Source organism: Streptomyces sp. NPDC000075, from assembly GCF_040301925.1.
In the GTDB taxonomy this organism is placed as follows: domain Bacteria; phylum Actinomycetota; class Actinomycetes; order Streptomycetales; family Streptomycetaceae; genus Streptomyces; species Streptomyces polychromogenes.
In genome coordinates, this window is the sequence record NZ_JBEPFL010000001.1 from 119,686 (window position 1) to 143,885 (window position 24,200).

Consider the following 24,200-nt stretch of genomic DNA (forward strand, 5'->3'; position numbering starts at 1 on the left):
CGGGAGAGACATGATCACCCCGCCCCGCCGCCTGCGGCCCCTCGCCGCGGCAGTCGCCCTCACCTCCTGCCTGTCCGCCCCCGCAGCGGCAGCCACCGCCGGCTCGCCGCCCTCCGCCGCCGGCTGCGCCCTCCCCGGCAGGACCGGCTGGACGGACGAGGGCCACGACATCGACCGGATCCAGTTCCAGCCCGCCACCGGGACCCGCCGCGTCCTCACGCTGTTCGTGGACTTCCCCGACGCCCCGGCCACCGACTCCACCGAGCCGTACGCCGCTCACCTCGCCCCGGCCGCCGACTGGATGAGACGGGCCAGCTACGGCCGTCTGCGACTGGAGAACACCCCGCTGCAGCGCTGGATCAGGATGCCCGCGGACTCCATCTCCTACGGCTTCGCGCGCGGCCTCACCTTCGAGGCCCACGAGAAGTACGTCCGCGACGCGGTCACGGCCGCCGACCCGTACGCGGACTTCTCCCGCTACGACATGGTCTACGTCGTCCCCGCCAAGGCGGCGACAGCCATCCCCTTCTCGCCGACCTACCTCTACGACCCGGCCACGCCCGGGATCACCGCCGACGGCACCCGCCTGAAGTGGGCCGTCACCTTCGGCCAGGACATGTGGCGCTGGGGCCACAAGGTCGCAGCCCACGAGACCGCCCACACCTTCGGTCTGCCTGACCTGTACGCCTTCACCGGCGCCACCCACGCATACGTGGGCGGCTGGGACCTCATGGGCGACATCGCCGGCCACGCCCCCCAGTACCTCGGCTGGCACTCCTGGAAGCTCGGCTGGACCCGCGACGACCAGGTCGCGTGCCTGCCCGCGTCCGGTCGCCGAACGGTGCGGCTGAGCCCGGTGGAACGGCCCGGCGGAACCAAGATCGCCGTGCTGCGCACCGGTGAGACGACGGCATACGTGGCGGAATCCCGCCGTGCCGAGGGCAATGACGCGGCCGCCTGCTCCACCGGCGTACTCATATACAAGGTCGACTCCGCCGCCCGCACCGGCGAGGGCCCGGTCCGGATCATGAGCGCGACCCCGGCCACGACTCCGCCCACCGGGTGCACACCGCTGGACCTGGCCGCGTACGCGCCCGGGCAGAGTTTCACCGACCCCGCGACCGGCGTGCGCATCGACGTCCTCGCGGCCGGACGGACGGGAGACACGGTGCGGCTGACCAAGGAGTGACTCCGGTCCGGGCGCCGCCGACGACGGCCAGGCGATCCTCTGAGGCTCGCGGCCACGACTCGTGACAGCGAGCCTCTTGCGCTTTTGGGGGCTTCGGATGCGAACCGTTCCATGGCAGCCCTACGACACCACCTGACAAAGCACTACTAGTTGATCGCCGGTCCGGAGTTGTTCAGCCAGGCCCAGGCCGACCAAGTGGCGAAGCCGGTCTGCCACTTGTGGTAGACACCGGCGCTGCTGGTCGCGAAGACTTCGATGCGCCCGTCGGCGTCGTTGCCCGCGGCGATCTCGGTGCCGCCGCCGCCGAAGGTCTCCCACTCCGAGTATGGTGCGTTCGGGCGGGTCTGCCAGGCGTGGCTCGCGGCGGTGGCGTTGATCGCGAACACCTCGACGCGGCCGTCGGCCGACCGCGAGTGGGTCAGCTCGGCGTTGGAGATCCCTCCCATGCCCGTCCATTCCGACCACGAGGTCGGGCTGGTCTGCCAACGGTGGAACACACCGGTGGAGTTGGAGGCGAACACCTCCAGCCTGCCGTCCTGGTTGTAGCTGGCCGTGAGGTCGTGTCCGCCTCCCCCGAAGTTCTCCCAGGACGACCAGCCGCCGTTGACCCCGGTCTGGTAGAGGTGCTGGAAGGTGGTGTCGGAGAGGGCGAAGACTTCGAGCCGTCCGTCGGGTGCGGTCTCGAGGGCGAGGCGGGAGGTGGCCGGGCCGCCGCCGGTGCCTTCCCAGTTGGCCCAGTTGCCGCTGGGTGCGGTCTGCCAGCGGTGGAAGACTCCGTTGGAGTTGGAGGCGAAGACTTCGATGCGGCCGTCGGCGTTGTTGCCGGTGGCGAGTCGGTGTCCGCCGCCGCCGAAGTTGGCCCAGGTGGACCACGAGCCGTTCACCCCGGTCTGCCACATGTGGTCGAAGGTGGTGTCGGAGAGGGCGAAGACCTCGAGCCGTCCGTCGGCGTTGGCCGCTATGGAGAGTTGTGCGTTGCGGGGTCCGCCTTCGAACCGCCACTGCGACCAGGCGCCGTTCACCGCGGTCTGCCAGGAGTGGTACACGCCGTCGGTTCCGGCGGCGAAGGCCTCGAGCCGACCGTCCGCGGACCGCCCGGACACCACACGGCCGGCGCCGTAGGGGTGCTTGGGGCCGGTGCCGCTCGTACCGGACCACAGCGCGTTGGCCATGATCACCGCGTCGTCCGCCTCGATGGCGTAGAGGCCGCGCAGGTCCTCGCGCGGTCGCTGGACGTGCCAGCACACCTCGCCGATCGCCTCGTTGTTCCACGAGCCGCCCGGATACATCCGTTCCACCTCGTCGAAGAAGGCGTTGGTGGCGTGGGCCGGGTTCAGCCGCTCCTCACGTGTGCCCCACCAGTCCTGCTGCTGGAACAGCCCGAGGCTGGTGTAGTCGACGGCCTGGGCGTAGTTGTTGACGCTGGACTCCACGATGATCGTGGCGATCGCGATGGCCGCGGCCCTCTGGTTGAGGCCCCGGTCCTTGACCGCCTGCGTGACCATCCGCGCGCAGGACACCTTGTAGGCGTCCATGTACCCGGCCATCTTCGCGTGCAACTGCGGGTTGAGCTGGTCGGCCATGATGCCGTCGGCGGCCGACGGACCGGCCGGATCACACGGCGCGGTCGGAATGGCGAAGCCCTGCGGGCCGCTGAAATACCGGGAGACCCCGGAGTGCTCCTTGCCCGGAACCGGAGCCGGAGTCGTAACCGGAACCGGAGCCGAGACGGGCGCGTGTGCGGCTACGGCGACCGAGGCGGTCATCCCGACGGCCAAGGCCCAGGTGCCGGCCACGAAGGCCAGTCTGGTGAACACGCGGCGTACATGAGTTATCGCCATGGTCTGCCCTTCAGTGGTGAGGTGAGATGTGCGGAGTTCACGCGATGCCCGGCCCTGCGGAAGTGCCCACCCAGCCCCATTCGGACCAGGCGGAGAAACCGGTCTGCCAGCGGTGGTAGACCCCGGCGCTGCTCGTCGCGAAGACTTCGATGCGCCCGTCGGCGTTGTGGCCGGCGGTGATCTCCGTGCCGCCACCGCCGAAGGTTTCCCAAGCCGCATAGGGGGCGTTCGGATCGGTCTGCCAGATGTGGGCGGCGGTACTGCCGTTGATCGCGAACACCTCGACCCGGCCGTCCACCGAACGGTCCGAGGCCAGCTCGGAGTTCACCGGACCGCTCACCCCCTCCCAGCCCGACCAGGCGGAAAGGCTGGTCTGCCAGCGGTGGAACACGCCGCCCGCGTTGGAGGCGAAGACCTCCAGCCGTCCATCGGTGTTGTGATTCACGGTGAGGTCGTGTCCGCCGCCGCCGAAGTTCTCCCAGGCCGACCAGCCGCCGTTGACCCCGGTCTGGTAGAGGTGCTGGAAGGTGGTGTCGGAGAGGGCGAAGACTTCGAGCCGTCCGTCGGGTGCGGTTTCGAGGGCGAGGCGGGAGGTGGCCGGGCCGCCGCCGGTGCCTTCCCAGTTGGCCCAGTTGCCGCTGGGTGCGGTCTGCCAGCGGTGGAAGACTCCGTTGGTGTTGGAGGCGAAGACTTCGATGCGGCCGTCGGCGTTGTTGCCGGTGGCGAGTCGGTGTCCGCCGCCGCCGAAGTTGGCCCAGGTGGACCAGCCGCCGTTGACCCCGGTCTGCCACATGTGGTCGAAGGTGGTGTCGGAGAGGGCGAAGACTTCCAGCCGTCCGTCGGCGTTGGCCGCTACGGAGAGTTGTGCGTTGCGGGGTCCGCCTTCGAATCGCCACTGCGACCAGGCGCCGTTCACCGCGGTCTGCCAGGAGTGGTACACCCCGTCGGTTCCGGCGGCGAAGGCCTCGAGCCGGCCGTCCGCGGACCGCCCGGAGGTGACCCGGCCCGGGGCGTAGGGGTGCGGCCGCGTCGCGGATTCCTCGACGATGTTGTCGTACCGGAGTGCCTTGTAGTCGCCGTTGGGGTGACCGTCGATCGTGGCGTTGTTGATGTTCGTGCGGAAGTGCCCCGGAGGCTCTACGCCGCTGGAACCTCCGCCGAAGCTGTAGTAGGAGAACCCGCCGTGATCGTCCTCCCACTTGTGGAAGATCAGGGTGTGGTCGTAGAACGAATTGAGAATGTCCCCCGGGCGCAATTCGTCCCGTGCGATCTCGTGCGAATAGCCGGGCAGCCCTTGGGTATTCGGACTCGCGTTCAGATGCCACGCCATGGAGACGTAACCGGAACAGTCGGTGCGGTAGCGGAAGTCGCCGCCGGCGTCGGGCGCGGACCCTTGCTGGTTGTACGGGGGATGCTGGTCCATCCAGTACTGGGCCCGCCCGATCACCTCGCTACGGGTGATCGGGCCGCCGCGGTCGGACGAGACGGCCGCCATCGCGGCAGTGGGTGCGGTCGCGGCGACGGCGGCCGCGCCTGCCATCAGCAGCAGGAGCACTCTGCCGCACCATGATCTTAAAGTCGTCACCGGAACTCTCCCGTCGTCGGCAGCCGACAGTAGGGCGCACCGATGAAATGCCGATGGAATCGGCAACTGCCTTGGCTGGCACGGCAGATGGTCCAATGGGCTTACGCCGCCGGGGCGGCGCCGTGTCCAGGGATGCTGGGGGCTTTGCGTCTGTCACTCCGGATCGTTCCGGATGCCTGGCCCGGCGCTCTCCCCCCTACTTTGTCGACGGCTTCCGCCAGACCTGCGGAACCGACCGACCGAACCGATCAGCCCGGAGCCCGGGGGAGCAGCGATGCCGACGACCGCCACCACCTGCCGACCGATCGCCACTGCGCTCGGGCACCAGGAGCGCGAGGTGCTCCACGCGGTCGGCTGCGGCCTGCGGGACGACGAGATAGCTGCCGCTCTCGCCCTTTCCGAGGACGCCGTCGCCGGACACCTCGCGCGGGTCCTCGTGAAGCTCGGGCTGCGCGACCGGGCCGCCGCCATCGTCCACGCCTTCGACAGCGGCCTGGTCGTCCCCGGCAGCGGCCCGCGTACGCAGGCGGCGAACCCGGCGCCGCGGGCCCCCACCCGCGCGGATACCGGACCGACGATGCGGATCTCCCTGCTCGGACCGCTGCAGGCATGGCAGGACGGGCGGCCGTTGAGGCTCGGGCACCTGCGCCAGCAAGCCGTACTGGCGGCGCTCGCGCTGTGCGCGGGCCGCACTGTCGGTCAGCAGGAGCTGCTCGACGGAGTATGGGGGACCGACTCGCCGGGCACGAACGTGGTGCCGGTGTACATCTACCGGCTGCGCAAGACCCTGCGCACCGGGGACGGCCGCCCCGACGCGGTGATCGAGCACGACCGGTGCGGTTACCGGCTGGTCTCCGGCCGGGTCGACGTGGACGTGTCCCGCATGGAGAAGCTGGTCACCGACATCGCGGCGGCCGACCGGGCGGGAGATCCGGCGGAGGCGGTCCGCCTGTGTTCGCAGGCGCTGGACCTGTTCCGCGGGGAGCCCCTGGCCGGCCTGCCCGGGCCGCTCGCCGAGCTGGAGCGGTTGCGGCTCAACGAGCGCAGGATCACCATCGCGCAGCGGAAGCTGGAGTGGCAGCTGCGGCTGGGGCAGCACTCCGAAGCGGTCGCCGAACTGTTCGCGCTGTCCGCGGCCCACCCCCTGCACGAGCCGGTGGCCGCGATGCTGATGCGGGCGCTGTACCGCAGCGGCCGACGGGCCGACGCGCTGACCGTGTTCGACCGGGCCCGCCGCCGGCTGGCCGAGGAACTCGGCGTTCCTCCGGGCTGGCTGCTGCAGCGGACGCGCCAGTTGGTCCTGCGCGGGGACGAAGCGGGCCTCGCCATCATCACGCCGCTGGGATGACCACGCCGCCGGGATGACCGGGCCGCCTCCGGACCGGGCCGCCGCCGGAGCGGGGCGGCCCGGTCATCCCGTCAGGAGGCGAAGGACCGTTCCAGCCGGGGAACCAGGTCCTGGAGGTCGGCTTCCCAGCACCAGGCGTTGTGGCCGCCGTTGCAGTTGGTGCCCCAGCCGCCGCCGTCGCCGTAGTCGACGTAGTAGTAGGGCATGCGCAGGGCGTCCATGCTGTCCTTGACGTGCTTGGACGCGCTCTCCACCCAGAACTCCAGGTCGGTGACGTCTCCGCGTCCATTGCCGACGTAGATGGAGACCCCGACTCCCGCGAGCTTGTCCATGTGCGCCGCCGGGTCCACCTCGTTGAACCTCCAGTCGGCGTTGAACACCGGGTAGGGCGAGCCGAACGCGGCGTCACTGTCCACGCCGGGGGAGTAGCCGACGAGGGAGGCGACGACGGCCATCCGCAGGTCCATGGACCGGACCGACAGGTCGATGTCACCTGACAGGGACGCGGTCTGGCGGAACAGGTCGGGGCGGACCTGGGCGTAGTGCAGGGCCCCGAACCCGCCCATGGACACACCGGCGACGGCCCTGGCCTTTTTGGCGGCGATGGTCCGCAGGTTCGCGTCGATGAACGGAATCACCTGCTTGAGGTGGAAGTTCTCCCAGTTCTGGGCACCGGCCGCGGTCCTCTGGTTGAGCCAGTTGGCGTACCAGCCCCGGGCGCCCCCGTCCGGGATGACGGTGATCATCTCGTTCGAGGTGGTCAGCGCCGGGTAGTTCTGCTGGATCGGGTCGTCGGGCGAACCGTGCAGGAAGTACAGCACCGGGTAGCGCCTGGCCGGGGCGTCGTAGTAACCGCTCGGCAGGATGATCTTGATGTGGTGCTTGCCCGAGACCTCAGGTGTGGTCACGGTGATGTAGAAGTTGGTGGGACCGCCCACCGTCGTGTCGACCTGGGTCAGGCCGAACCCGTCCGTCATCCTCGGTGGCTCGGTGCCTTCGGCGGCCTGTGCCGTACCCGCCGGCAGCGTCATTCCCACCACGGCGGCCATCAGGGCCACCACCATTCGCCACCGACTCGATGTCCTCGTCACAGCGTGCTCCCTCGTGAGTTCTGTCGTCGTGCGGGTGCGGGACCGATCGGGAGACCGGTCTCAGTTCAGGACCTTGACCTCCAGGGCCGGCGAGGCCGCGATCTGCTCCTCGGTGAACCGCTCGGTCACCCACTGGCCGGCCGAGAACAACTTGGTCTGATCGGCGTAGTGCGGTGAATTCGGGTTGGCCGACTGGGAGTAGGCCAGTACGGAAGAGGCCTGCGGCGGTCCGTCGGCGGTGAACCGCACCTGCTGGACGAAGCTGGAGCCGAAGGTGATGTCCATCGTGCCGTCGACCGAGCCGGGGGTGACCACGTTCAGCACCCCCAGCTCGTGGACCGCCCCGTGGATCGGGATCTGTTCGCCGTTGCGCGTGATTTTCTGTACGTCCGACAACGCCGCGTTCAGCGGGATCCCCGCGTTGCGGAAGGCGATGACCGTCCGGCCGAACGCGTCGCGGACGGCGGAGCTGCCGGAGTCGAGCGAGTTGGGGGTGTGCACCGGGTCGTTGGGGTCGAAGGGGATCCGCCACGGCAGCTTCTCCACCGACTGGCCGTCGAGCAGGGCGTACCAGTAGTTCTCGAACAGCCAGGACCCCCGGCTGTCCGCCGTGAAGTCGTGGCTCTTCCATCCGGCCAGGATCGGGCAGGCCTCGCTCACGTTGACCAGCTGGCCGTCCACCAGGATGAGCCCGAAGGGCTGGGCCCGGCACATCGTCACCGTGGCGTCGAGGGCCAGATCGGCGGCCCGGCTGTTGTCGGCGAACAGCAGCTGCCGCATGTTCTCCGGCGTGAACCCCCGGCCGGGCAGGCCGTCGGTGCCGTTGATCCGCTTCTGCGCAGTCAGGATCAACTCCTGGGTGCGCAGCGACCGGGGCGCCGCCGTATCGCCCATCACCCGGGGGAAGGACAGCGGTTGCTCGGGGTTGGCCAGCCAGGCGCTGTCGTTGGCGTTGCCGACGAAGTCCTTGCGGATCAGCCGCGGCTGCCTGTGCGGGTCCAGCAGCCCTGGTGCGACCGCGTTCGGGTCGGTGGGCCAGTCGCACGCGCTGCGTTTGCCGTCGAAGATGGAGACCGGCGGCACGTTCGGCAGCCGCAGCACCTGGTTGAACAGCGCCTGGCCGGTCAGGGTGAGGCACGACCGGGCGTGCTCGTCGGTGATGTTCGGGGTGGCCTGGATGTCCGCGTACAGGGCGTTGCCCTTGCGGTCGGAGGCGACGGTGTTGAAGAAGGGGACGCCCTGCGTGGTCTCCAGGGTGTTCACCACCTCGTCGACGTCCTTGGCCTGGTCGAGGCGGAACCAGGTGTTCAGCGCCCTCAAGTTGTCCATGTTCACGTCGCGCACCGCGTGCGCGCTGACCACCCAGGGCAGCGGGACGGTCAGCACCTGTGTGGTGACCGGGCCGTAACGCGTCGCCCACAAGGTCCTGTTGACCCTGCCGATGGAACCGTCCGCGTTCAGCACGTCTACACCGACCTGCTGTGAGGTCATCGCCTCCCAGGCGCCGTCGACCAGGTAGTTGGTCGGACGCAGTGGATCGACCTGTACGTCGAACAGCCCGAAGGGGGCCACGGTGGCGACGGTGTGGCTCCAGGCGACATCGTCGTTGTGCCCGATGTTCACCGCGGGGAAGCCGAGGAGGCTGGCCCCGGAGACGTTGATCCTGCCCGGGATCGTCAGCTGGCTCTGCCACATCCGGTTCTTGCCCTGCCAGGGGAAGTGCGGATTCGCGAGGAGCATGCTCGTGCCCCCGGACACGCCCTGTGAGCCGACCGCCAGCGCGTTGCTGCCCATGCTCTGCTGACGGCTGACCGCCATCGCGTCACGGATCTTCGACGCGGTCTCCGCGGCCGAGGAGGCCGGCGGGGCGGCGGCCGAAGTGGCGGCCGAAGCGGCGGCCGAAGCCCCTGGGGGAGCCGCGTTCACCTGGCCGTCGAGCAGCACGTCGGCGGTGCCCATGATGATCTCGGCGTGTGCGTGCCGGTAGACGTCCAGCTCCGTGATCGGCCGCACCCACGCCTTGCCGCGGCAGGCCGGGTCGGTGATGTGGTCCACGCCCGTCTCGGCCAGGTACCTGTTGTACCCCTGGACGTAGCCGCGAATGGCCTCCTTGACCTCCGGCTCAGGTCCGTTGGGCGCGGGCAGGTCGATCAGCCGCTCCACCACCCGGTTGTCGTTCATCCGCTGGAAGTAGATGTCGCTGTTGAGGTTCGTCGTGGTGTTCTGGTGCTCGCCGGGGCTCGCCTTGCCGTCCGGCCCCAGATAGCGGGACCGCTGGGCGTTGACCATCAGATGGGTGTCGGCCAAGGTGCAGATGTTGTCCTTGGCGGCGGCGTATCCGTAGCCCGTGCCCAGTCCCGCCCAGTCGGAAGCGATGATGTGCGGGATTCCGTACTCGGTGTAACGGATGGCCGGCTTGTCGGGCGCCTGTCCCGGAGCCGGCGCCCCGGTTGCCGCCATCGTGCTCAGCACCGCCGCCACCGCGGCCGTGACCACCATCGGCAGCCTCGCCCTGAATCTCCTCCGCGCCATCGAGCCGTCCTTCCCCTGTGGTCCGGGCCTTCGTCTGACCGCGGCCACGCTAGGGAGGAGCGATGAAATCCCGATGACCCCGACACCGGCTCCGACAGTTCCCCGATGCCCCCGCCACACCCCCTAGCCGACGCACCCGGCCCCTGTCAGTCCGGAATCTTCCGGGGTCTCCCGGCCCGGGCACCGTTGCTACCTTCCGGGAGCATCGTCACGCTCCGGACCAGGAGGACACAGTGAGCGCGCAGCACCCCAGCCGCAGGAGCATCCTGAAGACCGCCGGTGGCTTCACGGCCGCGATGGCCATGGGCGGCGCGGGAGTCCTCGCCGCCGCGTCGACCGCTTCCGCCGTCGGTGACATTCCCGGCCTGCACATCACGGAACGCGGCGAGCAGGATCCCCGGATGTGGTACTACCGGTTCCAGACTTCCGCCATCGGCGGCTGGACCCCGGCCGTCAACGTGCTGCTCCCCGACGGCTACCACACCAGCGGGCGCCGCTACCCCGTCCTCTACCTGCTCCACGGTGGCCTGGAGGACTTCATCACCTTCGACCGGTTCCACGACATCCGGGGTCTGACCGCCTGGAAGGACCTCATCGTCGTGATGCCCGACGGCGGGCGCGCCGGCTGGTACTCCAACCCGGTGAGCTCCAACATCGGTGCCCGGAACTGGGAGTACTTCCACATAGGTCAGCTGATCCCCTGGGTCGACGCGAACTTCCGTACCTACGCCGAATACGACGGCCGCGCCGTCTCCGGGTTCTCCATGGGCGGCTTCGGCGCCCTGAAGTACGCCGCCAAGTACTACGGCCACTTCGCCTCGGTCAGCGCCCACTCCGGCCCGGCCAACCTGCGCGGGGGCAACGGCGACCTGGTGACCCACTGGGCCAACGCCTCCTCCGCCGCGGTGGAACTCAACGGCGGCAGCATCTATGGCGTGCCCTTCTGGGACCAGGCCCGGGTCAGCGCGGACAACCCGTGCGAGCGCATCGAGAGCTACCGGAACAAGCGGGTCTTCCTGGTCGCCGGCACCAGCCCCGAGGACATCCAGGGTTACGCCAACGAAACCCTGGTGCTGGCCACCCAGCGGGAGTTCAAGTGGAACCTCGACCGCGCGGGCATCCCCTACGAGCAGCACGAGGTGGGCGGCGGTCACTATGTCCGCCGGGATCTGCTGCAGGACGACATCAACGGCATCATCGACCGGCTGCGCAAGGCGTGAACGGCCCACTGAGCCGCGTCCTCGCGGCGACCGCCGTACTCCTTTCGGCGCTGTCGGTGCCGGCCGCCACGGGTTCGGCCGAGGCCCGGCCCGCCGAGCTCACCGCGGCCTGCCCGACCACCGGCTGGGTGTCCCAGCACTTCCACAGCGGCCACAACGGCGTCGACATCGCCAACGACGTCGGGACACCGATCTACGCCGTCGGCGACGGCGAAGTGACCATCTCCGGATACACCGGCGACTACGGCCAGTGGATCCGCGTGCTCCACCCCGACGGGCGGATCTCCGAGTACGGGCACATGTCCCGCCGCGACGTCTCCGTGGGCGACCACGTCGTGGCAGGCCAGCAGATCGCCCTGATGGGCGCGGAGGGCACCAACGTCGACGGCTCCCACCTCCACCTGCGGATCTGGGGGGACCGGTCCACCTCCTACGGCATCGACCCCGAGGCCTACCTGGCGGAGCGCGGCGTCGTCCTGCCCTGCACCCCGGGCAGCGGGCCGCGGCCCAAGCCGCCGGTGTACCCGGCGGAGTCGGGACGCGTGGTGTCGGCGCGGTCGGCGGACGGACGGCTCGAGGTGTTCGTCGCCGGCGCCGACGGGGTGCACCACGCCTGGCAGCAGGAAGTGAACGGCAACTGGTCGGCCTGGGAACCGCTCGGCGGGCCGGGCAACGCCGAACTGGCGATCGCGCCCGATGCGGACGGCCGTCTGGAGATGTTCGCCCTGTCGGGCAGCACCTTCCAGCACCGCTGGCAGCTGTCCCCCTCCGGTGGCTGGTCGAACTGGGAGACCTTCGGCGGTGGCGGCCGCGACACCGCGGCCGGTGTCAACGCCGACGGCCGCATCGAGGTCTATGCCTCCGGAACCGCCGGCCTCTTCCACCGGTACCAACTCGTCCCCAACGGCGGGTGGTCGCAGTGGGAGGCCACCGGCGGCGGCCCCGCCGACAGCCGGGTGGAGATGGAGAAGTCGCCCGACGGCCGCTTGGAGGTGTTCGCCCTGGGCGCCGACACCTTCCAGCACGCCTACCAGACGGCCCCCAGCGGTGGCTGGTCGAACTGGGAGACCTTCGGAGGCGGCGGCCACGACCTCACCGTCGACCACAATGCCGACGGCCGCCTGGAGGTGTTCGCCTCCGGCCCGACCGGGGTGTTCCACAAATACCAGACGAACGCGGCCAGTTGGTCAGGCTGGGAGGGGACCGGCGGTCCCGCCGACGCACAACTCAGCAGCGAACGCACACCGGACGGCCGGGTCGAGGTCTTCGCCATGAACGGCAGTACGGCCATGCACACCTGGCAGCGCGCCGTCAACGGGGCGTACGGCGACTGGAACGCCTTCGGCGGGGGCGGCACCGAGGTCACGGCGGTCACCAACGCCGACGGCCGGATGGAAGTCTTCGGCACCAACCACACCGGCACCTTCCACAAATGGCAGACCGGCTTCTCCACCTGGTCCGAATGGGCCTGGCTCAACAGCACCGCCGGCCCCACCCAGGGCTGACCGGTCTCCGACCGCCACACACGCGCCCCGTGGTCGGCCATGCCCCCCGTTCGGGCACGGCCGGCCACGCGGCCTCACTGGAGAGACTCATGCCGGCGATCAGCAGGCGCACCCTCCTGCGGGGTGCCGCCGGGGCGGGCGCGTTCCCGTTCCTGGACACCGGCCGGACCGCGGCCGCGGCCCCGGCCGCCGCCTACCGCGCCACCGATGCCGTACCGCCCGCCCGGTGGGTCGGCGCCGGCCCCTTCGCGTACGTCTACGACCCGTCCACCCCTGCGGGGCCGCGCTACCTCAACGACCACTCCCTGATCAAGGCCCAGGGCCGCTGGCACCTGTTCAGCATCGTCGGGAACAGCGCTCCGCGCGGCGAATCCCCGGACAGCACGGGCGAGACCTCCTTCGTCCACGCCTCCGCGCCGAGCCCGCACGGTCCGTGGACCACCCACGCCGACGCGCTCACCGTCGATCCCTCCTACTTCGGCGAGGAACACCTGTGGGCGCCCCACGTCGTCGCCGCGGGTGGCAGGTTCTGGATGTTCTACGCCGCGGGCGGAGCGGGCGGCGCCGCGATCAACCTCGCCACCTCGCCCGACCTGTTCAACTGGACGCGCGAGCCGTCGGGCCCGCTCTTCCGCGGACTCGCGGCGCGCGACCCGATGGTGCTGCGGGTCGGCGACGAATGGGTCATGTACTACACGGAGCTCTCCGGCGCGGGCGGCCACCACGTCGTGGCCTTCCGGCGGTCCGCCGATCTGCTGCACTGGAGCGAGCCGGGCGTCGCGTTCACCGACGCGACCACGGACACGACCGTCTCGGTCACCGAGTCCCCGTACGTAGTCGAACGGGACGGCTGGTACTACCTGTTCACGGGACCGAGGGGCGGCTACGAGGGCACGGACGTGCTGGCGTCCCGGGACCCCTACCGCTTCGGCCTCGACGGCTACGCGGGCCATGTGTCCGGCCACGCCGTCGAGGTCTTCGCGGACGGGGACACCTGGTACGCCAGCGCTGCGGGCTGGTTCCGGTACGGGCTGCACGTGGCGCCCCTGGAATGGCGGGACACGCCGCCGCCGTGGCAGAGCGCGGACAATCCGGTGGCCGGCCTCGACGTCGGCGGCCGCCTCACGGTGTTCGCGCTCGACGCCTCCGACCGCTCGATGCTGCGGCGCGTCCAGCTCGCCCCGGACACCGACGCCTGGTCGGAGTGGGAGCCCTTCGGAGGGCCGGCCGGGGCCGTTCCCACCCTCGGCCAGGGCGCAGGCGGCAGGCTCGAGGTGTTCTCGCTCGCCCCGGGCGGGGCCAATCTGCACCACCGGGTGCAGCGGCCGGACGGAGGCTGGTACGACTGGGAGGAGTTCGGAGGCCCGGCCGGCGCCGCCCCTGCCGTCGCCCGTAACGCCGACGGCAGGCTGGAGGTGTTCGCCCTGAGCCCCGGCGGCGCGTCCGTCGCCCGGCGACGGCAGCGGTCACCCGGATCCCCGGCCTGGGACCCGTGGGAGCCCGGCTTCGGCGGGGCGGCGGGCGCGCCCCCGGTGGTCGCGGCCAACGCGGACGGCCGCCTGGAGGTATTCGCCCTCTCGCCCGGCGGCTCCGGGATCGTCCACCGGTGGCAGGAGACCCCGGGCGGTGCCTGGACCGCCGCATGGCACCGCTTCGGCACCGCGGCGGGCGCCGCACCGCGGGTGGCCCGGGACGGCAGCGGCCGGCTCACCGTCGCCGCGATCGGACCGTCGGGCGTGGGAACCTTCGGCCGGCGGCAGTTCGCGGCGAACGGCGGCTGGGGCGACTGGCTGCCCCTGTTCGGTTGGAGCGCCGCCGCCCCGGCGTTCGCCGTCAACGCCGACGGCCGCCTGGAGGCCTTCTCCTTGACGCCCGGTGGCGCCCGGCTCGGCCACCGCTGGCAGACCACCCCCGGCGGAAGCTGGGACTCCGGCGGGGAGTTCGGCGAGCCCGGCATCAGGCTCGCCGCCACCCCGGCCACCGCGCTCGATTCCACCGGGCGGACGCACGTCTTCGCCGTCACCGCCGAGGGCCGGATCCGCACCCGCGTCCAGGACCGGCCGAGTGGTGGATGGCAGCCGTGGACGGCCTTCGGCGACCGAGCGGTCGTCCCCGTCGTATCGGGCAGTCCCGCTCTCTGAGTGCGGAGTGCGGAGGGCGGATCGTGGAGTGTGGATTTCGCCAAGTGAAAGGGGGAAAAGGACGGGCAGGCGGCGTCGTGACCCCCAGGCACGGTGAGCTTCCCCACCCTGGCGGGGCCGTGGCAGGCCATCGGCGGCCACGGCCGGAGGGACGGATACCACTCCGATGCCCCTGTGCCGGCCGCACCGTCCGCTGCTCCGTTCCGCTCGGCAGAGAGTCGGAAAGAGCCCCAAAACGCCACCGCTGACACAGAGTCGGCCTGACCCCGCTCACCACGGGCGGCCCTTGCGGGAGGGTGGGTGAGCCGGATGGGAAGGGAGACCGGGAAGGTTCCATGGGCGCCGGGGTGGGCGTCCCGACCCGGTGGAAGCCGGGCAGGCGCTGCCCTGCCGAAGTGGCCGAAGTACGCCGATGAACTCCCTTGAGAGATGAGTATTGTTCCACTCGTCCGAGCAGCGACGCGTGGAACAGGGGGAACCATGAGCGGTGTAGTCGTCCATCTGCCGCAGGGGTGCAGTGGCGCCGACGGCGGCGAACCGTACGGTGACCCCGTGACGCTGCGGCTCGGACCGGGCGAGGCCGCCCGCTTCGGACGCGGCTCATCGACGGTCCCCGTCGAACTGCGCCTCGCCGATCCGGCGATCTCCCGGCTCGCCGGGGAGATCCGCGTCGCCGACGACCACTGGCAGCTGACCAACCACAGTGCCACCCACAGCTACCTGGTGGAGAACCCGGAGGGAGCGGGGGAGTACCTGAGGGTTCCGCCGCGACGGGCCGGGGCGCCCGTCCCGTTCGAGTTCTCCCGCGTGGTGCTGCCCACCCGCAGCGACGTCACCGTCTCCTTCCAGGTGTTCGCGCCCGACCACGTCTATCTGGACCCGGACGCCATGGGCGCCCCCTGGGGCCGCCCCACGGTCACGGCGTATTCCCTGGACGAGACGGCCGTCTACTTCCTCGTACTCGTCGCGCTCTGCGAACCGCGCCTGCGCGACCAGTCCCGCGTGGCGGTCCCCACGACTCCCCAGATCGTCGAGCGGCTCAGGGGGCACCCCGCCTGCGGCACGCTGACCGCGCGTGCGATCAGCTCGCACATCGACTACCTCGCCGAGGAGAAGCTGCGCATCGGCGCCCCGGACCTGCGCGAACCCGGCAGGAGCGAGCGCCGCAACGGCAAGCGGGAGGAGATCGTGGGGCTCGCGCTGCGGTTCGGGCTCGTACGGGAGGAGCACCTCACGCTGCTGCCGCCCCTGACCGGGGCCGGCGGGCGGGAGCGGCAGAGCATGCGATGACGCCGCCGAGCGGCCTGCGCGACACCACGGAGTGCGAGCGCAGGGACCTCCTGCCGCCCGGCTACCGGGTGCGGGACTGGACGGTCACCGACTTCATCGGGTCCGGGGGCTGGTCCACGGTCTACGCGGCACGGCCCGCCGACGGGTACCCCGGCCGGACCGGCGGGGTGGCCCCCGCGGGCATGCCGACGGGACGAGCCGACGTCGCGCTGAAAATCATGCCGACCGCCGGGTACGCCCCGCGCCAGACGCGCAGGATCGTGGAATCCGCGCGCCGCGAGGTCGAACTCGGGCGCAGGGCGGGCCACCCCCGGCTGATCGGTCTCCTGGACTCCTTCGTCCTCGCCGCACCCGACCGCCCCTCGCTGGACGGCGCGATCGTGCTGGTCATGGAGCGAGCCGCAGGCAGTCTGCGCGAACTCCTCGACGCGGGGGTGGCCGAGGCCGACCGCCCCCGGCTGATCGCGGGGATCTGCGAGGGACTGGCCCACCTCCACCGCTCGGGCTGGGTCCACGCCGATCTCAAGCCGGACAACGTCCTCCTGGGCACCGACCGTTCCGTGAAGCTGTCGGACTTCGGCCTCGCCACCGAGATGACAGGCACGCACGGGTACGCGCCGCCCATGGGCACCCTGGACTACCTCCCGCCCGAGCGCTGGCGGGCGCCGCTCGGGGAGCTCGGTGTACAGGTCCGGCCGAGCGCCGACATCTGGGCCCTGGGCATCATCATCCACGAGGTGTTCGCCTCCGGCACCTCCCCGTTCGCCGGCGCCACACCCATGGCCCGGGGCGCCGCCGTGCAGGGGTACGGCGAAGGCCGGGTGCCGCTGCGCCTGGACCCCGCGGTGCCGCCGTTCTGGCGGGCGTTGGCCGCCGACTGCCTCGCCCCCACCCACGCGGCGCGCGCCCCGCACACCGCCGAGAGCCTGCTCGCCCGTATCGCCGCCGAACAGGGAACCCGCGGGACGGGGGCGGGCCGGCTGCGGGGCCGGGCCCGCGCCGCCGTCCTGGCCACCGCGCTGTGCGGGATCGCGGGTGCGACCCTGTGGGCGGACACGGTGCGGGCGAACCCGTCCGCACCTCCCGGTGGCGCGGAGGCGAAGGCCGGCGCGATCCGGGTGTTCAACGCCGAGAAGGGGTGCCGGGAGCGGGCCGACCGGGACCGGCAGTGCAGTCTGGGCCTGGCGATCGACCCCCGGCGGCCGTACGCCGCGGACAACGTCGTGGCGACCCGGGTGTGGCACGGCGACGTCCTCGCGGCCGACTGCCAGGTGTCCGACGGGCAGCCCATCATCAACGAGGAGGACCAGCAGTCCACCCGCTGGTTCCGCGTCCGCCTCCCTTCCGGCTCCACGCCCCCCACGGCCTGGCTCCCCGCCGTACGCACGAAGGACCGGCCGGCCCTGCCGGGGTGCCCGGTCCCCACGACCGCGCGCTGATCCGCGGGGGCTGCCGCCCAGGTGGGTCGGGAGGAGGACGAAAACGCGGGGGGCCGCACCATGGGGGGCGCGGGCCTCGGGCCGTCTGGGCCGGCCGGGTCGTGAGCCCCTTGTCCGATGGCCCCCGCTTCACGCGGGAACGGGGGCCGCCCTGACCGCCCGGGCCGGGGCCGGGCCGGTGGCGTGATGGACGTACTCGCGGGTCAGCCGGAACCCGGCCGTCCAGGCCAGCAGCCGGCTGGGCCGGTTGTCGCGCGAGCAGCACCAGCTCGGCGTGTGGCCCCGGGCGCGGATGTCGGCCGTCAGGCCGGCGACGCAGGCCAGTGCGAGGCGTTCGCGGCGGCGATCGGGCACGGTGAGGACGGCGATGTCCTCGTAGGCGCTGCCGAGGAAGTAGGTGCAGGCGACCGAGAGGATCCGGCCCTTGGCGAGAGCGCCCCACGCGTGGCCCGACGCCGCGAGCCCCACGGGCCCGCCCCAACTGGCATGGACCCAGGCGTCCTCGGGGCACAGGCCGGCCAGCGCCGGTCCGTCCGAGGGCGTCAGCCGGCGCACCGTCACGCCGCGCGGTGTCCGGGGCGGGGACACGGGCGTCTGGGCTTGGTGGACGTACAGCATCCGTTCCCAGGGGACGACGCGTTCGAAGGCGGATCCCAGGGCGGGCCAGAACCGAGCCGGGGCCTCGACGTACCGGTCCGCGAACCGGACCAGAGCGTCAGGTGCGAGCGCGCCCGGGTCGCCGCGCAGCAGCACGTGGTCCGCGCAGCTGACGGCGAGGACGCGGGGCCGGTCGGGGCGGTCGGCCCACCAGCTGCCGGCCCCCGTGGTCAGTGCGTGCTCGGCGAGGGTGCCGGGGCCGGGGGAGCCGGTGGGAAACCAACGGCTGAGGAGGGGAAGCTGCTGCGGACCGATCTCGATCACGAATCGTCTCCAGGCGGTGCACGGGTACACGGGTGCGCGGACCGGGGCGCGGTGCGGTCCGGGAAAGGCGGAAACACTGCCCCCGGCCGGGGCGCGACGAGGTGCGATGCCGCGGAGGCCGGACTGAAGGAGACAGCGGGCAGTGGTGGGAGAGGCCGCCGGCGCTGCGGGCGGTGCGTCAGCGCACCGGTGGGTGGGCGGCGCGCGGGGCCGGGCACACCGTATGCGGTGGCCGGTCGTCGTGGCGCAGACCGCTGTTCACATCCCCCATTCAACCCCCTGGGCGAAGACGGGCTCAAGGCGGACGACGCGTCCTTGACACAGCTCTGATACCGCCCGCGCCCGGCATCACCGGCACGTCAAGAAGTACCGGCCCGCCATCAGAGGGCCGTCAACAGGGCGCATCGCCTCCGGGCGGGGCTCGCAGACTGGGCCGTACCGGACCGAAGGCGGGGAACACCGGCCGTCCGGTGCGGATCTCACAGGACGATCGACGGCACCGTCGGTGCACCGACGGCGTAATGGGCGTACTCACCTACCGGGCGGAACCCGGGGGTCCAGGCGAGAGCCTTCTGCTTGCGTGCGCGCTTGGACATGTGAGTGGATCCCTTCAGGCGGTGTGGCCGACGAGGAGGTCGGCGAGCTTGTTGAGGCGCTTGACGGTGCGGTCCTCGGTGGCGGCGGGGGCCGGGGCGACGCGCTCGGAGCGGTCGTAGTAGGCGCCGTTGACGATCTCGGTGGCCGGGTCGCAGAGCCGTACGACGTGCTGTGCACCCTCGGAGGCGGGGGCGCCCACGTGCCCGTAGAGCGGGCGGAGGCCGGTCTCGCACACGCCGGGGTCGACGGAGACGGCGGTGACGCGCGGGTCGGCGGCGAAGACGGTCAGCGCGAGCTGCGACTGGGCGTACGCGGCGAGGCGGGAGTAGCGCCGCACGCGCTGCGGGTCGTTCCACTGGATGGCACCGGAACGGTGGAGCGCGGAGGAGACGTTGACGACGCGCCCGCCGGGGTCGCTGGTGAGGGCGGGCTCCAGGAGGTTGGTGAGGAGGTAGTGGGCCAGGAAGTTGACCTGGAAGGCGATCTCGTTGCCGTCGGCGGTCAGGGTGTGGCGCTCGGGCGCGGCGATGGCCGCGTTGTTGACGAGTACGTCCAGGCGCGGGTGGTCCCGTACGACGGCATGGGCGAGGCTCTCGACCTCCTCCAGGCGGGTGAAGTCGGCGGCGAGCGGCCGGAGCCGGGCGCCGTCGACGCCGGCGCTGGCGCTGGCGATCAGCCGGTCGGTGGCCGTCTGGGCCTCCTCGGGCGTGCGGCCGTGGAGGAGAACGGTGGCGCCGAGCTCGGCGAGCCGGCGCGTGGTCTCGTAGCCGATGCCGGAGGAGGCTCCGGTGACGAGGACGGTACGGCCGGACAGGGATGAGGACATGGCGAGTTCCCGGAAGAAGGCATGCCTGACGTGCCCGGTACCCCGGCGTGAGACGGGGGCTGGGCTCAGGTCATGCGGTGGAGGTGAAGGTGAGGACGCGTACGGAGCTTGCGGCAGCGCCCTTCAAGCGGGCGGCGGCAGCTGGTACGCGCGGGACGCGCGGCCGACGTCAGAGGGCCGGGCGGACAGCCGGCGCCGTCGGCCGCACCTGATTCGGTGGCCGGTCGTCGTGGCGCGGACCGCTGTTCATGGCGCAATCCCAGCGCACCGGGGACGCGGAGGCAAGCGCTCGAAGGCTTCTTGACGGCCTTCTGATGCCTTTCGTCAGGGCCGCATCAAAGATCGACTTCCGTGCGGAAGGAACCCGTCAAGGACGGCTGCCAGGGCCGCCTGCCGGTCGCAGACTGGTGTGGCGACGGAGCCGGAAGACGGTCCGGCGGCACGTGGCCGGTGGCGGTGACCTGAACATCGCCCGAAGCAGCGCAGGGTCCCACCGTGGGGGTACGGACCTGAGCGAGCGCGTGTCGGTCACCCGTCGCACAACACATGAGCCGTCCGGCTCGCCGGTGTGGGGATACCGGGGCCGGACGGCTCGCGTGTTCCGGTCGGTCGTCTCGACGTCAGGTCACCGCGGACGTCGGCATCTCCGGCGACACCGGTGGACAGCCGCCCGCCATGGGCAGGGTGAGGACCATCGTGAGGCCGCCGCCCGGGGTGTCCTCCGCCGCGAGGGTGCCTCCGATGGCCTCCGTGAAGCCGCGGGCGACGGCGAGGCCGAGACCGACGCCTGCGCCGCGCGGGGCGTCGCCGTGGCGCTGGAAGGGCTCGAAGATACGGTTCTTGGCCTCGTCGGGGACACCCGGGCCCCGGTCGACGACCCGGAGCTCCACACGGCTCCCCAGGGCGCTCGCGGAGACGTTGACGGGCTGGCCGTGAGGGCTGTACTTGACGGCGTTCTCGACGATGTTGGCGACGGCACGCTCCAGCAGGCCCCGGTCGACGGCGACCATCGGGAGCGTCTCGGGGATGTCGAGGTCCACGCTGTCCTCCGGTACGCCGCCCAGGGCCATGGGGACGACCTCGTCGAGGTCGGTCTCGCGGATCAGCGGGACGACGGTGCCGGTGTTGAGCCGGGACATGTCGAGGAGGTTGCCGATCAGGGCGGCGAGGCGGTCGGCGCCGTCCTCGATGCCTTCGAGCAGTTCCGCCTTGTCCTCCTCGGACCATGCGACGTCGTCGGAGCGCAGGGAGGTGACGGAGGCCTTGATGCCGGCGAGGGGGGTGCGCAGGTCGTGGCTGACGGCGGCGAGCAGGGCGGTACGGATGCGGTTCGCCTCGGCGAGCTCCCGTGACTTCTCCGCCTCGTCGACGAGGCGCTGGCGGTCGAGGACGACGGCCGCCTGGGCGGCGAAGGCGCCCAGGACGCGACGGTCCTCGGCGGGCAGGACCCGGCCGGTCAGGGCGAGCGCCATGGTGTCGCCGATGGGCAGGTCCACGTCCGCGTCCTCGGGCCGGCTGACGGGGCCGGTGCCGACGGACGCCGCAGTGGTCCAGGGGTCCACCTCACTGGTGCGTTCCAGGAGGACGACCGACCGCATGGCGAAGGTCTCGCGCAGCCGTTCGAGCAGGGCGTCGAGGGAGTCCTCGCCGCGCAGGACGCTGCCGGCGAGGAAGGACAGGATCTCGGACTCGGCGCGCAGGCGGGCGGCCTGGTGGGTGCGCCGGGCGGCGAGGTCGACCACGGAGGCCACGGACACGGCGACCCCGACGAAGATCGCGATGGCGACGATGTTCTTGGGGTCGGAGACGGTGAACTCGTGGAGCGGCGGCGTGAAGTAGTAGTTCAGCAGCAGGGACCCGAACGCCGCCGAGGCGAGCGCGGGGAGGAGTCCGCCGAGCAGCGCCGCCGCCACCGTGAAGGTGAGGAAGAGCAGCATGTCGTTGGCGAGCCCGGGCTCGGGGACGAACCGGCTCAACAGGACGGTGAGCACGGCGGGGCCGGCGATGCCGGCGGCCCAGCCCCAGATGACGCGGGAGCGGCTGAGGCGCGCGCCACGGGCGACGGGCAGGCCGCGGCGGCCCTTGGCGGCCTCGTCGTGGGTGACGATGTGGACGTCGAGGTCCGGGCCGGATTCGCGGGCGACGGTGGCGCTGACCCCGGGGCGGAAGACGGACTGCCAGGAGCGGCGACGGCTCACCCCGAGCACGATCTGCGTGGCGTTGACCCCTCGGGCGAACTCCAGCAGCGCGTCGGGGATGTTGTCGCCTATGACGTGGTGGAAGGTGCCGCCGAGGTCCTCCACCAGGGTCCGCTGGACGGCGAGTTCCTTGGGCGAGGCGGAGGTGAGGCCGTCGCTGGCGGCGATGTAGACGGCGAGCACCTCGCCGCCGGCACCCTTCTCCGCCAGCCGGGCGGCGCGGCGGATGAGGGTGCGGCCCTCGGGGCCGCCGGTGATGCCGACCACGATGCGCTCGCGGGCCTGCCAGGTGGAGCGGATGTCGTGCTCGCCCCGGTACTGCTGGAGGTACTCGTCGACCCGGTCGGCCACCCACAGCAGCGCGAGCTCGCGCAGCGCGGTGAGGTTACCGGGCCGGAAGTAGTTGGAGAGGGCCGCGTCGACCTTGTCGGGCTTGTAGACGTTGCCGTGGGCCATCCGCCGGCGCAGGGCCTGCGGGTCCATGTCGACGAGTTCGATCTGGTCGGCCCGGCGCGCGACCTCGTCGGGGACCGTCTCGCGCTGGCGGACCCCGGTGATCGTCTCCACCACGTCGCCCAGCGATTCCAGGTGCTGGATGTTGACGGTCGAGACGACGTCGATGCCCGCCTGGAGGAGCTCCTCGACGTCCTGCCAGCGCTTGGCGTTGCGGGAACCGGGGACGTTGGTGTGCGCGAGCTCGTCCACCAGGGCGACGGCGGGGCGGCGGGCGAGGATCGCGTCGACGTCCATCTCGGTGAACGTGGAGCCCCGGTACTCCAGCTCCCGCCGCTCGACGAGTTCGAGGCCGTGCAGCATGACTTCGGTCCGCGGCCGGTTGTGGTGCTCGACGAAGCCGACGACGCAGTCGGTGCCCCGCTCGGCCCTGCGGTGCGCCTCGGAGAGCATGGCGTAGGTCTTGCCGACGCCCGGTGCCGCGCCGAGGTAGATGCGGAGCTTGCCGCGTCCCATGTTCAGACTCTTCTTCTGTGATGGCGGTCGGGCGGATGATCAGGGTTCGAAGCGGTATCCCATGCCCGGTTCGGTGATCAGGTAGCGGGGGTGCGAGGGGTCCGGTTCCAGTTTGCGCCGCAGCTGGGCCATGTAGACGCGCAGATAGTTGGTGTTCTCGCTGTAGGTGGGACCCCAGACCTCCAGCAGGAGCCGGTTCTGGGTGATCAGGTGGCCCGGGTGGGTGATGAGGATCTCCAGCAGGTGCCATTCGGTCGGGGTCAGCCGTATCGTGCGCTCGCCCCGGTACACCTTCTTCGCGACCAGGTCCACGGTGAACTCGTCGGTGGTGACGATCGACACCTCGTCGGCCCGTGAGGCGCCCGCCGGCTCCTGCCGGCGGGCGGCCGCCCGCAGCCGGGCGAGGAGCTCGTCCATGCTGAACGGTTTCGTCACGTAGTCGTCGGCGCCCGCGTCCAGGGCTCGGACCTTGTCCTCCGAGGTGTGGCGGGCGGAGAGGACCAGGATGGGCACGCGGCTCCAGCCGCGAACGCCCCTGATCACGTCGACGCCGTCCATGTCGGGCAGACCGAGGTCGAGCACGATGACGTCCGGCTTGCGGGCGGCCGCCAGCCGCAGGGCCGAGCCGCCGTCGGGAGCCTCTTCGACCTCGAACTTGCGCGCCTGGAGATTGATCTTGAGCGCGCGGACGAGCTGGGGATCGTCCTCCACCACCAGCACCCGGGTCATCGGTAAGCAGCCTTTCCTTCGTTGCGAGCGGGACACCAAGGAGCCGGCAGGGCGCGAGCACTGCGCGCCCTGCCGGCTCCCGGTCCGTGCGAGGGGGAACATCAGCTCTTGGTCAGTGCCTTGAGGGCGGTGTTGAGTTCCAGGACGTTGACGCGGGGTTCGCCCATGAAGCCGAGGGTCCGGCCCGTGGTGTGGTCCTTGACGAGCTTCGCGACCTGCTTGACGGTGAGGCCGTTCTTCTCGGCGACGCGGTGGATCTGGAGTTCGGCGTAGGCGGGCGAGATGTCGGGGTCGAGGCCGGAGCCGGAGGAGGTGACGGCGTCGGCCGGCACGTCCTGCGGCTTGACCCGGTAGGTGGCGGTGGAGTTGTCGGCGATGACGGCGGCCTTGGTCTCGTCGACGGCCTTGACGAGGTCGGGATTGTCGGCGGCCTTGTTGGTGGCGCCGGAGAGGATGAGGGAGTACCGGGTGTTGACGCTGTTGGTGCCCAGTCCGCCCGACGGGCGGGGCTGGAACCACTTCAGGTCCGGCTTGGCGGCCTCTTCGGCGTCGTTCGGATCCTTCTTGGGCAGGTTGTAGGTCTGCCCGATGAGGGAGGAGCCGACGACGACGCCGCTCTTGTCCTTGATCTCGGAGCCGTTGGCCTTGTCGTTGAAGAGGGCCTGGGCGACGCCGGTGACGGCGAGGGGGTAGATGACCCCGCAGATCACGGTCAGGACGAGCAGGGCTCGCAGGCCGGCCCCGATCAGCCGCGCGGTGTTGCCTACAGAGTTGTTCAT

The 24,200-nt window shown here is 71.4% G+C and carries 16 protein-coding genes; 7 read left to right on the plus strand and 9 right to left on the minus strand.

The window, feature by feature from the left end; translation table 11 throughout:
- Positions 1-10 precede the first annotated feature (10 nt).
- The gene (locus tag ABT403_RS00495) at positions 11-1,189 is read left to right on the plus strand and encodes a M6 family metalloprotease domain-containing protein (protein WP_344167810.1); all 1,179 of its coding nucleotides are present in this window, start codon (positions 11-13) and stop codon (positions 1,187-1,189) included.
- 146 nt (positions 1,190-1,335) lie between these two features.
- Here the strand turns inward: ABT403_RS00495 and ABT403_RS00500 are convergent, their stop codons facing one another.
- Entirely contained in the window at positions 1,336-3,030 is a 1,695-nt protein-coding gene (locus ABT403_RS00500) for a PLL family lectin (RefSeq protein ID WP_344167807.1), read from the minus strand.
- Between the two features lie 37 nt (positions 3,031-3,067).
- Entirely contained in the window at positions 3,068-4,585 is a 1,518-nt protein-coding gene (locus ABT403_RS00505; RefSeq protein ID WP_425580320.1) for a PLL family lectin, read from the minus strand.
- 304 nt (positions 4,586-4,889) lie between these two features.
- Between ABT403_RS00505 and ABT403_RS00510 the strand changes: the two genes are divergently transcribed.
- Positions 4,890-5,963 (plus strand): AfsR/SARP family transcriptional regulator, encoded by a 1,074-nt coding sequence (locus ABT403_RS00510; protein ID WP_344167804.1) that lies wholly within the window; start codon positions 4,890-4,892, stop codon positions 5,961-5,963.
- 71 nt (positions 5,964-6,034) lie between these two features.
- Here ABT403_RS00510 and ABT403_RS00515 read toward each other — a convergent pair whose 3' ends face one another.
- Both ABT403_RS00515 and ABT403_RS00520 read right to left on the minus strand, forming a co-directional pair.
- Positions 6,035-7,054, minus strand: a complete 1,020-nt coding sequence (locus tag ABT403_RS00515) for an alpha/beta hydrolase (RefSeq protein ID WP_425580319.1) — start codon at positions 7,052-7,054, stop codon at positions 6,035-6,037.
- A gap of 60 nt (positions 7,055-7,114) precedes the next feature.
- Complete coding sequence (locus ABT403_RS00520; protein ID WP_351647399.1) at positions 7,115-9,586, minus strand: penicillin acylase family protein; 2,472 nt, start codon at positions 9,584-9,586, stop codon at positions 7,115-7,117.
- Between the two features lie 233 nt (positions 9,587-9,819).
- Here ABT403_RS00520 and ABT403_RS00525 point away from each other — a divergent pair, with 233 nt between their 5' ends.
- The 5 genes from ABT403_RS00525 (at position 9,820) to ABT403_RS00545 (ending at position 17,181) form a co-directional block, all read left to right on the plus strand.
- Positions 9,820-10,806 (plus strand): alpha/beta hydrolase, encoded by a 987-nt coding sequence (locus ABT403_RS00525; RefSeq protein WP_344167795.1) that lies wholly within the window; start codon positions 9,820-9,822, stop codon positions 10,804-10,806.
- Entirely contained in the window at positions 10,803-12,311 is a 1,509-nt protein-coding gene (locus ABT403_RS00530; protein ID WP_344167792.1) for a DUF8189 domain-containing protein, read from the plus strand. The genes ABT403_RS00525 and ABT403_RS00530 overlap by 4 nt, the downstream gene beginning before the upstream one ends.
- A gap of 89 nt (positions 12,312-12,400) precedes the next feature.
- Positions 12,401-14,452, plus strand: coding sequence for a DUF8189 domain-containing protein (locus ABT403_RS00535; RefSeq protein ID WP_344167789.1), 2,052 nt, complete (start codon positions 12,401-12,403; stop codon positions 14,450-14,452).
- Between the two features lie 480 nt (positions 14,453-14,932).
- Positions 14,933-15,742, plus strand: coding sequence for a serine/threonine protein kinase (locus ABT403_RS00540; protein WP_344167786.1), 810 nt, complete (start codon positions 14,933-14,935; stop codon positions 15,740-15,742).
- A complete protein-coding gene (locus ABT403_RS00545) occupies positions 15,739-17,181 on the plus strand; it encodes a serine/threonine-protein kinase (protein WP_344167783.1) in 1,443 nt (480 codons plus the stop codon). Before ABT403_RS00540 ends, ABT403_RS00545 begins: the two co-directional genes overlap by 4 nt.
- 129 nt (positions 17,182-17,310) lie before the next feature.
- Here the strand turns inward: ABT403_RS00545 and ABT403_RS00550 are convergent, their stop codons facing one another.
- The 5 genes from ABT403_RS00550 to ABT403_RS00570 all read right to left on the minus strand — a co-directional run bounded on the left by ABT403_RS00550 (position 17,311) and on the right by ABT403_RS00570 (position 24,200).
- A complete protein-coding gene (locus ABT403_RS00550; RefSeq protein WP_344167780.1) occupies positions 17,311-18,102 on the minus strand; it encodes a GNAT family N-acetyltransferase in 792 nt (263 codons plus the stop codon).
- A gap of 610 nt (positions 18,103-18,712) precedes the next feature.
- Positions 18,713-19,525, minus strand: coding sequence for an SDR family NAD(P)-dependent oxidoreductase (locus ABT403_RS00555; RefSeq protein ID WP_344167777.1), 813 nt, complete (start codon positions 19,523-19,525; stop codon positions 18,713-18,715).
- 620 nt (positions 19,526-20,145) lie between these two features.
- Positions 20,146-22,692 carry a DUF4118 domain-containing protein gene (locus ABT403_RS00560; protein ID WP_344167774.1) on the minus strand — a complete coding sequence of 849 codons (2,547 nt, stop codon included), beginning with the start codon at positions 22,690-22,692 and terminating at the stop codon, positions 20,146-20,148.
- A gap of 39 nt (positions 22,693-22,731) precedes the next feature.
- Positions 22,732-23,421, minus strand: a complete 690-nt coding sequence (locus tag ABT403_RS00565) for a response regulator (protein ID WP_344167772.1) — start codon at positions 23,419-23,421, stop codon at positions 22,732-22,734.
- A 101-nt stretch (positions 23,422-23,522) separates the two neighbouring features.
- Positions 23,523-24,200, minus strand: coding sequence for a potassium-transporting ATPase subunit C (locus ABT403_RS00570; protein ID WP_344167770.1), 678 nt, complete (start codon positions 24,198-24,200; stop codon positions 23,523-23,525).